The organism is Pseudoalteromonas sp. P1-30, from assembly GCF_001400005.1.
GTDB classification, from domain to species: domain Bacteria; phylum Pseudomonadota; class Gammaproteobacteria; order Enterobacterales; family Alteromonadaceae; genus Pseudoalteromonas; species Pseudoalteromonas atlantica.
In genome coordinates this window covers 849,118-862,151 of record NZ_LKBC01000002.1, presented here as the reverse complement: position 1 = coordinate 862,151, position 13,034 = coordinate 849,118, and the positions used below count along the sequence as shown (strand labels likewise).

Sequence of the window (13,034 nt, the reverse complement as noted above, 5' to 3'; positions counted from 1 at the left end):
CACTTATGAGACACTTTAGCGAAGCCTCGATGACAATTTATATCAAACCAGCTAATTAAAGTTTATTGGCTGGGAAGGAGATTGGGTGAGCGGTTTTATACATTATCATTAAACGCGCATAAAAAAGGCCGTATGTTTAAATGCGGCCTTATAAGTTTGTTTTAAGCGTAGGTGTTATTAACCTTTAACAGCCGCTTTTATAGTCTCTATTGCGGTGTCTAAATCAACCATTAACTTTTCACCGGTACGGCGATTTTTAAGCTCAACCTTATTTTCATCAAGATTACGCTCACCAATCACTAAAGTATAAGGTACACCCATTAATTCCATGTCGTTAAACATAACGCCAGGGCGCTCTTTACGGTCATCAAATAAAACATCTAAGCCTGCATCTTTTAAACCTTGGTATAGATTATTAGCAATATCAGGAATACGATGCGACTTATGCATGTTCATTGGCACAATAGCTAAATCAAATGGGGCAATAGATTGTGGCCAAATAATACCGTAATCATCATTATTTTGCTCAATAGCCGCTGCCACAATGCGCGAAACACCAATACCGTAACAACCCATAGTCATTACTTGGTTTTTACCCGACTCGCTCAGTACGCCTGCTTTCATGGCTTCTGAGTACTTAGTACCAAGTTGGAAAATATGACCAACTTCAATACCGCGTTTAATTTGTAAAGTACCTTGTCCACACGGGCTTGGATCGCCTTCAACAATGTTACGAATATCAGCAACTTGATATTCTTTAACATCGCGATCCCAGTTAATTCCGCTAAAGTGCTCGTCATCTTTATTAGCACCGGCAACAAAATCTGCCATTACATTAGCGGTTCTGTCTACAATAATTGGCATTGTTAAACCCACCGGGCCAAGTGAGCCTGGCTTTGCACCAATAGCCGCAACAATGTCAGCCTCAGTGGCCATTTCAAGTGGAGAATCTACAAGTGGGTGCTTTTCAGCCTTTAATTCGTTTAACTCGTGATCGCCACGTAGTACAAGCGCAACTAAACCACGTTGTTCGTTTTCATCTGGCGTACCGTACACAATTAATGTTTTAACACCGCGGTGTGGTTTGACGCCGTAGTGCTTTTTAAGCTCGCTAATTGTTTTAGCATCCGGTGTAGGAAACGCTTTAAGCTCTTTAGATGGCTCAGGACGACTTTGAGTGGGAGCTAACGCTTCTGCTTTTTCGATGTTAGCTGCATAATCGCTTGCATCACTAAAGGCAATCGCATCTTCACCTGATTCCGCAAGTACATGAAACTCATGTGATAAGCTACCACCAATAGAGCCCGTATCAGCAAGTACTGGGCGGTATTCTAAGTTTAAGCGTTCAAATATATTACAGTACGCTTTGTGCATTACTTTATATGTGGCATCTAAACACGCTTCACTTAAATGAAATGAATACGCGTCTTTCATCGTAAATTCACGTGCACGCATTACACCAAAGCGTGGGCGTCTTTCATCGCGCACTTTAGTTTGTACTTGGTACAAAGTAACAGGCAGTTGTTTATAGCTGCTAATCTCTTTACGAACAAAATCTGTAATCACTTCTTCATGCGTAGGACCTAGCGCAAACTCACGGTTATGGCGGTCATTAAAGCGAACAAGTTCAGGACCAAATTGCTCCCAACGGCCAGACTCTTGCCATAAATCAGCAGGCTGAATAACCGGCATCAACATTTCTATTGCGCCTGCTTTATCCATTTCTTCACGAACAATATTTTCTACTTTACGAAGCACGCGTAAACCAGAGGGTAACCATGTATATAAACCCGAAGCGACGCGACGGATCATACCTGCTCTAAGCATTAATTGATGCGAAACAATTTCAGCATCTGATGGCGTTTCTTTAAGTGTTGCGAGTATATATTGACTGGTACGCATGATTTTTCCGAAATTAAGTAATATGTTCTTTTTAATAGGGCGCTAAGTTTACCAGCGCTTGCTTTTACACTAAAGCGCTAACTGCACTTTTTAGTTATTTTCTATACTTGTTACTAAGTTATGCTCGCCGTTAACCTGCCAGCGTATATTATAATTATACAGTGTCATACCATAACTTTGCTCGCCTTGTTTTTGTTTTTTATAGGCAGGGCGTGGGTCTTGTTTTAGTACATTAGTAATAAAATCTTCAAGCTCAGGGTAGTGTGTTTGCTTGGCAATAAATTCAATAGCCTCGGGTGAAAACGCGACGCTCATTTGTGTTTCTGGTCGGGTATCGGCGAAACCGGCACTGGCGTCGTGCATTGCATCTGAATACGGTAAGTAAGGCTTTATATCGACAATAGGCGTGCCATCGAGTAAATCAATACCAGCAAGCAGTAAACTAAGTTGGCCGTTTTTATACTCAACGCCTTCAAGTTTTACAGCGCTCATCCCAATGGCGTTGGGTCTAAATGTGGCGCGCGTTGCAAAAACACCTTTGCGCTCATTGCCGCCTAAACGTGGGGGGCGCACCATAGCTGAATAGCCTTTATCGGCGGTTTCATGAAACCGAAATAACAGCCAAATATGGCTAAATTCTTCAATGCCTCGGACAAATTCTTCACGATTAAACTCAGCAGTAAAAATAAGTTTGGCTTTAGCTTGAGGCACTAAACGTGGTTGCCTAGGTATTGCAAACTTTTGTTTATAAGGGGATTGAATGTGGCCAACAGCCGAAATGCTATAATCGCTCATAATGCTCAGTTAACTAAAAAATAGGGCGCTATTCTACCTCTATTTAGTATTTATAGCAGTACAGTTAATGCGTTATATTTTAGACTGGCTGGTTTAATCGAGTATTAGACTAAGCGGTTTAAAATGTAGTAATTAGTGTTTATACCAATTTGCTTAATTAAGTTTATCTATTTTGAGCCTGGAGCGACACGTTTAGCCCCGCAAAATGATTAGCTATTATTACGGATGGGTATTATTTATAAGCAACAAAAAGGTGAGCACATGGCTCACCCTTAAGTGTTTTAAATGCTAATTAAAACATGTATTGAATTGATACTGATGCAACATCCATTTCTGGGTCAATTTCATCATCTAGTTCGTAGCGTTCGTACTCTAAGCGCATTTGAACATTGCTAGAAAACGCGTATTGAATACCCGCGCCGTAAAACACGTCGCCGCCGTCTTGTGATGCTGAAATGCTACCTACAGGAAGCTCTTGCTCTACATCTGCATCCCATTCAAACCAACCACCTTTAGCATATACTGAAAAGCTTTCAGAAAGCGGAGCCGCTAAAATAGCTGCTAATGACACACCATCAACTTCTGCTTTGCTGTCGATGTCGCTCACTTCATCAAAGTTTTGATAAGCTAACTCAACGCTAAAGTGTTCGTTAAATTGTGTACCAATGTAACCTTTTAGCATTTGTGCATCGTCATCAAATTCAGTGTCGTTTTCGCTGTCTTCAAATTCAAATGAGTATTGGCCATAACCAACACCTGTATAAATGCGAGGAGAATCAAAATCCGTAATGTCAGCGTGTGCTGCAGAGTTAAAACCCAGTGTTGCTAAAGCAATTGCAGAAAGAGAAAGTGTTTTAATCATTGTATAGCTCCTTTAAAAAAATAATAAATGTTTGATTTAACTTATCAAACGACAATTAGTTATTTGCAGTGAGCATGCCAATAATAGGCTGTGGTTACAAAATAGCCGTAAAAACGACTTATACGGCATTTTTACGGCTATTTTGTATTTTTTATAAGCAGAGTGAACTTTTTTAGTTTTTTGTTTTCTAAGTAAAGGTTGTACCTTTTACACGGTCTATGTGAATTTTACATTGTACTTTTATACTTTATGAAGCAAATTTTCTGTCTCAATTGCAATTTGTTTCATTTTAATAGCGTAGTTTTCCAATTTAATATCTTCTTCTGTTTGTGCTTTAAAAGCAGGAACCTCTACCGGGTAACCTGTTTCGTCCATTGCTACAAAGCTAATAACACAGTGGTTTGTTTCTACCATGTTTTGAGTTTTAGGATCGCCACACCGTACCTGAATAAATATCTGCATACTTGTTGACCCTGTATGCGCAATTTTTGCTTCAACTTCGACAATTTGGCCAACCAAAATAGGGCGTCTAAATTTAACCCCAGCAACAGAAACAGTAACGCAATAATGGCCGCTCCAACCTGCAGCGCAGGCATAACCCGCTTGGTCAATCCATTTCATGACCACACCACCATGAACCTTCCCACCAAAATTTACATCGGTAGGCTCTGCTAAAAAACGAAATACAACATTTGACGACGGCATATTAAATACTCCCTTTATGAAACTTACCTATGAGCATACCGTAAAAAAGGGGCCGAAGCCCCTGCAATTTAGGATAGGTTTATAATTTATATGTAAAAGATAGGTTTTTAATGCACCTTTGTGCATAAAATAGTTACATATTAGGGTAGTTTGGCCCGCCAGCACCTTCGGGTGTTACCCAATTAATGTTTTGGCTTGGGTCTTTTATGTCGCAGGTTTTACAGTGCACACAGTTTTGAGCATTAATCACAAACTGATCTTCACCTTCAATTTGTTGCACTTCGTATACCCCTGCAGGGCAATAGCGCTGTGCGGGTTCGTCAAACTTTACTAAATTAACCGCAATAGGAATGGCGGGATCTTTAAGCTTTAAATGGCAAGGCTGCGACTCTTCATGATTAGTATTAGATAAAAACACGCTAGAGAGTTTATCAAAGCTAAGTAGGCCATCAGGCTTAGGGTAGTCAATGTGAGGGCTGTTAGCTGTATCTTTTAGCGTGTCGTAATCGGGCGTGTTGTCTTTAAAGGTAAAGGGCAGTGCACCGTTGAAGATGTTTTGATCAAGGGTATTATACGCACCCCCAGCAAACTTACCTAAGGTATGCATAGCGGGGCCAAAATTACGCGATTGGTAAAGCTCTTTATAAGCCCAAGAATTTTCAAACGCGTTTTTATAATCAGCTAAATCAGTATTAGCTTGGCCACTTTGGAGCGCTTTAAAAATAACTTCTGCCGCCACCATGCCCGATTTCATTGCGGTATGGTTACCTTTAATTTTGGCAAAATTGAGCGTACCGGCATCGCAACCTATTAATAAGCCACCAGCAAAATGCATTTTAGGCAGTGAGTGAAGGCCGCCTTTTGCAATTGCACGGGCGCCATAGGCAATGCGTTCACCCCCTTCAAGGGTTTGCTTAAAAACAGGGTGGTGTTTCATTCGTTGAAACTCATCAAACGGACTTAAATGCGGGTTAGAATAATTTAAATCAACAATTAACCCTACAACCACTTGATTGTTATCGCAGTGATACATAAAAGAGCCGCCATTGGTATCGCCACTTAGCGGCCAGCCCGTACCATGCACTACTTTACCTTGCTGGTGCTTACTGGCATCTATTTGCCAAATCTCTTTAAAGCCTAAGCCATAGTGCTGTGGTGACACATCTTTATCAAGCGCAAACTCGTTGATAAGCTGTTTACCTAAATGCCCGCGACACCCCTCAGCAAATACAGTGTATTTAGCGCGAAGTTCCATACCTGGCATATAACCATCTTTTTCATTGCCGTCTTTATCAACGCCCATATCGCCTGTAATAATGCCTTTAACGGTGTCTTGCTCAATAATTAAAGAGTGAGCGCTAAAGCCTGGGAATATTTCAACGCCTAAATTTTCAGCTTGCTCGGCAAGCCATCGGCACACATTGCCCATAGAAACAATGTAATTACCTTCATTATGAAATGTTTTAGGGGTCGCAAAGCGAGGGAGAGTAGTGGCTTTTTCGCTGTTATTAAACCAATAAATTTCATCCTGTGTCACTTGTGTAGTGACGGGAGCGCCAAGCTCTTGCCAGTTAGGCAAAAGCTCATCTAAGGCTTTGGTTTCAAATACAGCACCTGAAAGAATATGCGCGCCTACCTCGGAGCCTTTTTCTACTACACAAATAGTTTGTTCTTGTTGTTTTTCTTGCGCTAGCTGTGCGAGCTTAATTGCACTGGCAAGGCCGGCTGGGCCCGCACCTACAATAACTACATCAAATTCCATGGTTTCACGTTCGACCATAATAACCTCTTAATCAATGACGGGCTTAGCTAAATTAGATAAGCAATGCAGCCTTTTTAATACTTGCACATTAAATGTTACAGGCTGTGAATACTTTAAGGTTATTTTAGGTTGACGTTTACGTCAACAGGAAGTAGTCTGAATTCATAAAATAAATAGGTTGACGTACACGTTAGCTTGTAGGTTTAAATATAGATGGAGTTCCTATGAAAGTTCTCGTTCCAATAAAAAGAGTGATCGATTACAACGTTAAAGCACGCGTAAAGGCTGATAATAGCGACGTTGACTTAGCAAATGTAAAAATGGCAATGAACCCATTTTGTGAAATTGCGATAGAGGAGGCCATTCGATTAAAAGAAGCGGGCACAGCAACAGAGGTTATAGCGGTAACAATTGGTGCAAAAGCAGCGCAAGAGCAGCTACGCACTGCACTAGCATTAGGTGCAGATAAAGCCATTCACATCGAAACCGATGAAAAACTAGAATCGCTGCACATTGCTAAATTATTAGCAAAATTAGTTGAGCAAGAAGCCCCAGAACTGGTTATTTTAGGCAAGCAATCTATTGACTCAGACAACAACCAAACAGGCCAAATGCTGGCGGCTTTAACTAAGCGCGGCCAAGGTACGTTTGCCTCTAAGGTGGATATAAACGGTAACACAGTGAATGTAACCCGTGAGGTAGATGGTGGCTTGCAAACTGTTGCACTTAAACTGCCCGCTATTGTAACTACCGATTTACGCTTAAACGAGCCTCGCTATGCATCGCTGCCAAATATAATGAAAGCAAAGCGTAAACCACTTGATGTAATAGCAGCAGATTCGTTAGGTGTTGATTTAACACCCCGCGTACAGCTAATGAAAGTAGAAGAGCCGGCTAAGCGCAGTGGCGGTATTATTGTTGAAGATGTAGCCCAGCTGGTAGAGAAACTTAAAACAGAGGCAAAGGTGATTTAAATGAAAACACTTGTAATTGCAGAGCACGATAACGGTGCACTAAAACCAGAAACCTCAAAAACAATCAATGCGGCAAGTAAATTAGGCTTTGATATAGATGTACTTATAGCGGGTTTAAATATAGGTGCAATGAGCGAACAGGTTGCCGGTATTGAAGGTGTAACAACTGTACTCACTGCCGATAATACACTTTATCAGCATCAGTTAGCTGAAAATATGGCCGAGCTTATTTTAGCTATTGCCGATAATTATACGCATATTGTTGCCAGTGCAACCACCACAGGTAAAAACTTTATGCCTCGCGTTGCAGCGCTTTTAGATGTTGCTCAAGTGTCAGAAATAATAGAAGTAATAGATAGTGATACATTTAAACGCCCCATTTACGCCGGTAACGCAATTGCCACAGTTAAATCGCTTGATAGTAAAAAAGTGATCACCGTACGAGCGAGTAGTTTTGACTTACAAAGCCAACAATCACCTGCCAGCATAAATGCACTAGATACACTAAGTGATACTCAATTAAGTGACTTTGTAAGTGTTGAACAAACCGAGTCAGAGCGTCCTGAGCTAACTGCAGCTGAGGTGGTTATATCAGGTGGTCGTGGCATGCAAAATGGTGAAAACTTTGCTTTATTAAACGGTATTGCTGACAAGTTAGGCGCTGCAATTGGTGCGTCTCGTGCTGCCGTTGATGCAGGCTTTGTACCGAACGATATGCAAGTAGGGCAAACGGGTAAAATCGTGGCGCCTAATCTGTATATTGCCGTGGGCATAAGTGGTGCTATTCAACATTTAGCAGGTATGAAAGACTCAAAAGTTATTGTAGCGATTAATAAAGACCCAGACGCACCTATATTTCAGGTGGCAGATTACGGCCTAGTTGCTGATTTATTTGAGGTATTACCGCAGCTTGAAAACGCGCTATAAACATATTCTGGTTGTAAAGCCGCGGTGAACTTAGGTTCCTGCGGCTTTTTTTATTCCACCTCAAGCATAGAATAATGATGCGCTGACAAAGTATCTAAAACACGCTTATCTTTTAATAAATTGAGCAACACCTCTGCTTGTTCTACAGAGCGGCTCGATTGGCTATTTACCAATAAAATTAGGGGGCGAACAAACGTATATTCACCATTTTTAATAGTTTCATCTGAAACGTTAACGCCATTGATACCAAGTAAATTTATTTTATTTATTTTTTTAGAGCCCTGCAGCTGCGAGACTGCACCGTAAGAGTCAAAAGCAATGGCATTGGGCATGCGTTGTACTATGCCAAGGGCTTGGTTAAATTCGTCATACATCTGCACTTCCATTTTAGGAAATAACCCGTGGTTACCTGCCTGCTTTAGTTTAATTGTATTACCATTTGGAACCCGCATAAAAGATAGGTTTAAAAACTCCAATAAAATATCAAAGGTGCCATGGTTATAGGCCTTACTAAACAGGAGAATTTTATTATCTCTTTGTGTCTCTGGTTTATAATTTGGGTTAACTTCTTGCCACGTTTTATATTTGCCCGCATAAATGTCCCTGAGCTGCTCTACGCTTAGCGAATCAATGTTATTTTTTTTGTTAGTAAAAAATACCAGCGCATCTTGCGCAATAACAATTTGACGTACATGAGGGTATTGCTCTTGCTCTGCATTGGTTAAATAGCGCGATGAAGTACCAATATCAATAATGTTTTGTGCTATGGCTTTAATGCCTTTAGTACTGCCCATAGAGCGGACTTGCATGGCCGTATTAGTTTGCTCTTCATAGTTGGGCTTTAATAAAAGCAACAGGTGCGAGACCGAAGAAGAGCCGCCAATAAGTAAAGGCTTGTAATCGGGGGCAATATTAGAAACTGAAGTTGCAATGTTAGAGGAAGAAAGCAGAACGGTGGCTGCTAAAATAAGGTTTTTTATCATGCTATTAGCCAAATAACGAATACGTTATAAAACTATAGTTCAAAATTTATAAATCTCTAATTTATAAACAGTATTTAACAAAGCCATAATTAAAAACAACAGGCATTAAAAAGCCAGCAAAAAAGCTGGCTTTTAAAATCAATTAATTGATTAGTACGTTGCGCTGCCTTTAGTACGAGGGAAGGCAATTACATCACGTACGTTGCCCATACCTGTAACATAAGCAACTAGGCGTTCAAAACCTAAACCAAAGCCAGAGTGTGGCACGCTACCGTATTTACGTAAATCGCGGTACCAGCTGTAATCTTCTTTGTTTAAGCCCATTTCATCTAAACGCGCATCAAGCACATCAAGGCGCTCTTCACGTTGTGAACCACCAATAATTTCACCAATGCCTGGTGCTACAACGTCCATAGCGGCAACGGTTTTACCGTCTTCGTTTTGGCGCATGTAAAACGCTTTAATATCGCGCGGGTAGTTTTTAATAACAACCGGTGCTTTAAAGTGCTCTTCAGCTAAGTAGCGCTCGTGCTCAGATTGTAAATCTACACCCCATTCAACGGCGTACTCAAACTTTTTACCACATGATTTAAGTATTTCTACGGCGTCAGTGTAATCAACTTGGGCGAAGTCTTTTTCTACAAACTCTTCTAAACGGCTAATCGCTGTTTTTTCGATACGTTGTGCAAAAAATTCCATATCGTCACGGCGCTCTTCAAGTACCGCTTTAAATACGTACTTAAGCATGTTTTCAGCAAGTTTTGCAATATCTTCTAAATCAGCAAATGCTACTTCAGGTTCAACCATCCAAAACTCAGCCAAGTGACGAGACGTGTTTGAGTTTTCTGCACGGAACGTTGGGCCAAAGGTGTATATTTTTGACATAGCCGATGCGTATGTTTCACCATTTAACTGGCCAGATACCGTTAAAAAGGCTTCCTTACCAAAAAAGTCTTCGCTGTAATCAACGTCGCCTTTATCAGTGCGTGGCAAGTTTTGCATATCAAGTGTTGATACGCGGAACATTTCACCTGCGCCTTCACAGTCACTGGCTGTGATGATTGGGGTGCTGATCCAGTAAAAGCCTTGCTCGTGGTAAAAACGGTGAATTGCTTGTGCTAAACAGTTACGCACACGTGTTACTGCACCTATCATGTTTGTACGTGGGCGAAGGTGAGCGTGCTCACGTAAATACTCAATGCTGTGGCGCTTAGCGGCCATAGGGTATGAATCTGGGTTTTCTACCCAACCTAAAACTGTGACAGAATTAGCTTGAATTTCAAATGACTGACCTTTACCTGCAGATTGCACTAACACACCAGTAACCGACACAGAACAACCGGCTGTTAAGCTAGTAACTTCATCATAATTATTTAGTGAATTAGGAACTACCGCTTGAATAGGATCAAAACACGAACCGTCATGAACGGCTAAAAATGATATTCCTGCTTTTGAATCGCGGCGTGTACGGATCCAGCCTTTTACTGTTACTTGGCTGTCTACCGCAACATTGCCTTTTAATAGCTCTGAAATCGCTAAATGGCTCATCTTCACTCCAATGATATAAGTTGCCTAACTGTATAATATTAACTACTCAACGCAGCGGTTAAATTTACTGCGTTGAACTTGAACCGTGTATCTTACCTAGTTAAATAAAATAAAAAAACTATTGTGAGCAACTCTTTAAAAGTTTTTATGCAAGTGGGTTACTTTTAAAGCGTTTTTTGCTTTAAATTACCACTATTGTTATTTGGTGCTCTGAAATTTAGTGATTTTGTGGCATTATTACTGCGTGTTGACTCTACGGATTGAAATTAGCCAACCTTAAGGCTATTTAATCACCGAGCAAAATTTGTAAGCTAGTGGGCGCGCTAACTGCTTCAGCGTTATTCTAATGGCTTACAATGAGGAAATAATAAGTAACAATTAAGCCGGTAAATCAGCACATCATAATTTTTACTATTTAATATTTACCATTACCCAAAAATGGATGCTATGAAACAAGTTTTTATTTTAAGAGGGCTACCAGGAAGTGGTAAGTCTTACTATGCACAAACCCTAGCCGATGAGCTTGGTGGAGTAGATACAAGCCAGTATTTAATTTGTTCAACCGATGACTACTTTGTCAATGAGCAAGGCGAGTATCACTTTGATAAATTTAAACTACCGCAATATCATAATTTAAATTTAGCGCGCTTTATAAATGCTTTAGCGCAAAATATTCCGCTTGTTATTGTTGATAACACCAATATAAAAAAATGGGAGTTTATTGCGTACTCTCAAGCAGCACATGCACTTGGTTATCAAGTTAAAGAAGTTATTGTTGGTGAAGTAAAAGACAAGTCTATGCAGCATTTATACGCTAAGCGCAACACGCATAACGTGCCTTTAAAAACCATTAGTAAAATGGCGTACATGTTTGAGTGGTAGGTGAGTGTTACTTATGGGTTATTTAAGCTTTATTAAAGCGCTTAAATCACATTGAGTAATGGCATCTAGATGAGCAGTGATTTTTTCATTGCTCCAATCCCACCAAGCTATATCTAATAACGTACTTATTGTGTTGCTATCAAACCTGGGCTTAATTACTTTTGCCGGATTACCACCTACCACGCTATAAGGGGTTACATCGCAGGTAACCACCGATTTACTTGCAATGATAGAGCCACTGCCAATATTTACCCCTGGCATTATGGTTGCGTCATAACCAATCCATACATCGTGACCGATAACCGTATTGCCTTTAAAGGGTAATTCGCCAGCCTGCGGGGCCGATTTTTCCCAGCCGTTGCCAAATATAAAAAATGGATAGGTAGAAAACCCCGCGGTTTGATGATTAGCGCCGTTCATTATAAAGGTCACATTTTTAGCTATGGCGCAATAGCTCCCAATAATGAGACGATCCCCAATAAAATCGAAATGGTAAAGGACATTTTTTTCGAAGTTTTCAGGGCCGTCAGGATCGTCGTAATAGGTATAATCACCCACAACTATATTAGGCGAGGTAATAAAGTTTTTTAAAAAGCCAACCTGAGGAAAGCCCTCAACAGGGGCTGGGTTATTTGGATTAGGGCCCTGTTTAGACATAGCTACCTCATAGTTTAATTATTGTTTTTTATACACAGCCAGCGGGTGAGTAGTAACAATAGATACATGAACGCTGTCACCCGGATTAACAACAACCTCGTGGCTTACACGGCTAGTAACGAGCGTATTACAGCTTAATTTAACCGCACATAAACGGCTGCCACCTTCAAAGCGTACCCAAACAACTTCACCGTTAGGTTGATTTAAGTTTTGAATAAGCTGTACATCGTCAGGGCGAAGCAACACATCTACATCGCCACTGTCGCAGTCTATACCTTGGCCTGGTGCTACGCCAATGCTAGTGGTTGCTTGGCCATTTTCAAACTGCCCAGCAATAAAGCTTGCCTCACCTAAAAAGCGTGCTACAAAGCGGTTGTTTGGCATGCTAAAGCATTGTTCAGGGCTGTCGAGTTGTTGTATTTTACCGTTTTGTAATACACCTACACGGTCACCTACCGAAAGCGCTTCTTCTTGGTCGTGAGTAACCCACACGGCAGGCACTCCCGCTTCTTTTAGGGCGTTTCTTATATCCCAGCGCAGCATATCTTTTAATGCGGCATCAAGGTTAGAAAGTGGTTCATCAAGTAACACAAAATCTGGCTGGTGAGCAAGTGTACGCGCAAGTGCTACGCGCTGTTTTTGACCACCAGAGAGGGTGGCTGGCTTTTTTGCTCTAAAATCATTTAGACCAAGCAGTTTAATCCAATGATCGGCAATGGCGGTGTCTTTTAATCTAAAACAAATGTTTTGCTCAACCGTTAAATGTGGAAACAATGCAAAATCTTGAAACACCATACCAACACTTCGTTTTTCAGGGGGCACATTACGTTTTGGTGTTGCGCGCCATTTGCCTACGTTTATTTCACCCTCGCTAATGGGGATAAGCCCTGCAAGTGCTTGCAATATTGTACTTTTACCGCAGCCCGTAGGGCCTACTAGCATGAGAATTTCATTTTCACCTAACGATATATTTAAATCGCTTACTACACGGTTACTGCCGTAATCTATAGACAACTGGCTTACAGATAGCATTTGTT

12 protein-coding genes are annotated in these 13,034 nt (G+C 40.9%); 3 read left to right on the top strand and 9 right to left on the bottom strand.

Translation table 11 applies throughout. The annotated features are described in order from the left end of the window. Positions 1-177: 177 nt before the first annotated feature. The 5 genes from AN395_RS07330 to AN395_RS07310 form a co-directional block, all read right to left on the bottom strand. Positions 178-1,902, bottom strand: coding sequence for a proline--tRNA ligase (locus tag AN395_RS07330; protein WP_054982550.1), 1,725 nt, complete (start codon positions 1,900-1,902; stop codon positions 178-180). Between the two features lie 90 nt (positions 1,903-1,992). Further along, the gene (tsaA, locus tag AN395_RS07325; protein WP_024033564.1) at positions 1,993-2,697 is read right to left on the bottom strand and encodes a tRNA (N6-threonylcarbamoyladenosine(37)-N6)-methyltransferase TrmO; all 705 of its coding nucleotides are present in this window, start codon (positions 2,695-2,697) and stop codon (positions 1,993-1,995) included. Positions 2,698-2,989: 292 nt separating this feature from the next. Next, complete coding sequence (locus AN395_RS07320; RefSeq protein ID WP_024033565.1) at positions 2,990-3,559, bottom strand: outer membrane beta-barrel protein; 570 nt, start codon at positions 3,557-3,559, stop codon at positions 2,990-2,992. Between the two features lie 240 nt (positions 3,560-3,799). Next, positions 3,800-4,264: an acyl-CoA thioesterase gene (locus AN395_RS07315; protein WP_004586653.1), complete on the bottom strand. Its 465-nt coding sequence runs from the start codon at positions 4,262-4,264 to the stop codon at positions 3,800-3,802. A 133-nt stretch (positions 4,265-4,397) separates the two neighbouring features. Next, entirely contained in the window at positions 4,398-6,044 is a 1,647-nt protein-coding gene (locus AN395_RS07310; protein ID WP_054982549.1) for an electron transfer flavoprotein-ubiquinone oxidoreductase, read from the bottom strand. A gap of 206 nt (positions 6,045-6,250) precedes the next feature. On the opposite strand from AN395_RS07310, the gene AN395_RS07305 reads away from it, so the two are divergent. Next, positions 6,251-7,000 carry an electron transfer flavoprotein subunit beta/FixA family protein gene (locus tag AN395_RS07305; RefSeq protein ID WP_054982548.1) on the top strand — a complete coding sequence of 250 codons (750 nt, stop codon included), beginning with the start codon at positions 6,251-6,253 and terminating at the stop codon, positions 6,998-7,000. Further along, the gene (locus AN395_RS07300; protein ID WP_054982547.1) at positions 7,001-7,927 is read left to right on the top strand and encodes an electron transfer flavoprotein subunit alpha/FixB family protein; all 927 of its coding nucleotides are present in this window, start codon (positions 7,001-7,003) and stop codon (positions 7,925-7,927) included. A gap of 50 nt (positions 7,928-7,977) precedes the next feature. On the opposite strand, the gene AN395_RS07295 is transcribed toward AN395_RS07300, so the two are convergent. Beyond that, complete coding sequence (locus AN395_RS07295; RefSeq protein WP_054982546.1) at positions 7,978-8,910, bottom strand: PstS family phosphate ABC transporter substrate-binding protein; 933 nt, start codon at positions 8,908-8,910, stop codon at positions 7,978-7,980. A gap of 150 nt (positions 8,911-9,060) precedes the next feature. Further along, positions 9,061-10,458 (bottom strand): asparagine--tRNA ligase, encoded by a 1,398-nt coding sequence (asnS, locus tag AN395_RS07290; RefSeq protein ID WP_024033570.1) that lies wholly within the window; start codon positions 10,456-10,458, stop codon positions 9,061-9,063. Positions 10,459-10,905: 447 nt separating this feature from the next. On the opposite strand from asnS, the gene AN395_RS07285 reads away from it, so the two are divergent. Continuing rightward, positions 10,906-11,340, top strand: coding sequence for an ATP-binding protein (locus tag AN395_RS07285; RefSeq protein WP_004586647.1), 435 nt, complete (start codon positions 10,906-10,908; stop codon positions 11,338-11,340). Positions 11,341-11,358: 18 nt separating this feature from the next. Here the strand turns inward: AN395_RS07285 and AN395_RS07280 are convergent, their stop codons facing one another. Then, positions 11,359-11,997, bottom strand: coding sequence for a Vat family streptogramin A O-acetyltransferase (locus AN395_RS07280; protein WP_054982545.1), 639 nt, complete (start codon positions 11,995-11,997; stop codon positions 11,359-11,361). A gap of 18 nt (positions 11,998-12,015) precedes the next feature. Next, positions 12,016-13,029: an ABC transporter ATP-binding protein gene (locus AN395_RS07275; RefSeq protein WP_004586644.1), complete on the bottom strand. Its 1,014-nt coding sequence runs from the start codon at positions 13,027-13,029 to the stop codon at positions 12,016-12,018. Positions 13,030-13,034 lie beyond the last annotated feature (5 nt).

Bases quoted from the DNA above. Each gene is read 5' to 3' on its own strand.
- AN395_RS07275 (WP_004586644.1), bottom strand. From the start codon at position 13,029: ATGCTATCTGTAAGCCAGTTGTCTATAGATTACGGCAGTAACCGTGTA.
- AN395_RS07305 (WP_054982548.1), top strand. From the start codon at position 6,251: ATGAAAGTTCTCGTTCCAATAAAAAGAGTGATCGATTACAACGTTAAA.
- AN395_RS07280 (WP_054982545.1), bottom strand. From the start codon at position 11,997: ATGTCTAAACAGGGCCCTAATCCAAATAACCCAGCCCCTGTTGAGGGC.
- AN395_RS07310 (WP_054982549.1), bottom strand. From the start codon at position 6,044: ATGGTCGAACGTGAAACCATGGAATTTGATGTAGTTATTGTAGGTGCG.
- AN395_RS07330 (WP_054982550.1), bottom strand. From the start codon at position 1,902: ATGCGTACCAGTCAATATATACTCGCAACACTTAAAGAAACGCCATCA.
- AN395_RS07320 (WP_024033565.1), bottom strand. From the start codon at position 3,559: ATGATTAAAACACTTTCTCTTTCTGCAATTGCTTTAGCAACACTGGGT.
- tsaA (WP_024033564.1), bottom strand. From the start codon at position 2,697: ATGAGCGATTATAGCATTTCGGCTGTTGGCCACATTCAATCCCCTTAT.
- asnS (WP_024033570.1), bottom strand. From the start codon at position 10,458: ATGAGCCATTTAGCGATTTCAGAGCTATTAAAAGGCAATGTTGCGGTA.
- AN395_RS07295 (WP_054982546.1), bottom strand. From the start codon at position 8,910: ATGATAAAAAACCTTATTTTAGCAGCCACCGTTCTGCTTTCTTCCTCT.
- AN395_RS07315 (WP_004586653.1), bottom strand. From the start codon at position 4,264: ATGCCGTCGTCAAATGTTGTATTTCGTTTTTTAGCAGAGCCTACCGAT.
- AN395_RS07285 (WP_004586647.1), top strand. From the start codon at position 10,906: ATGAAACAAGTTTTTATTTTAAGAGGGCTACCAGGAAGTGGTAAGTCT.
- AN395_RS07300 (WP_054982547.1), top strand. From the start codon at position 7,001: ATGAAAACACTTGTAATTGCAGAGCACGATAACGGTGCACTAAAACCA.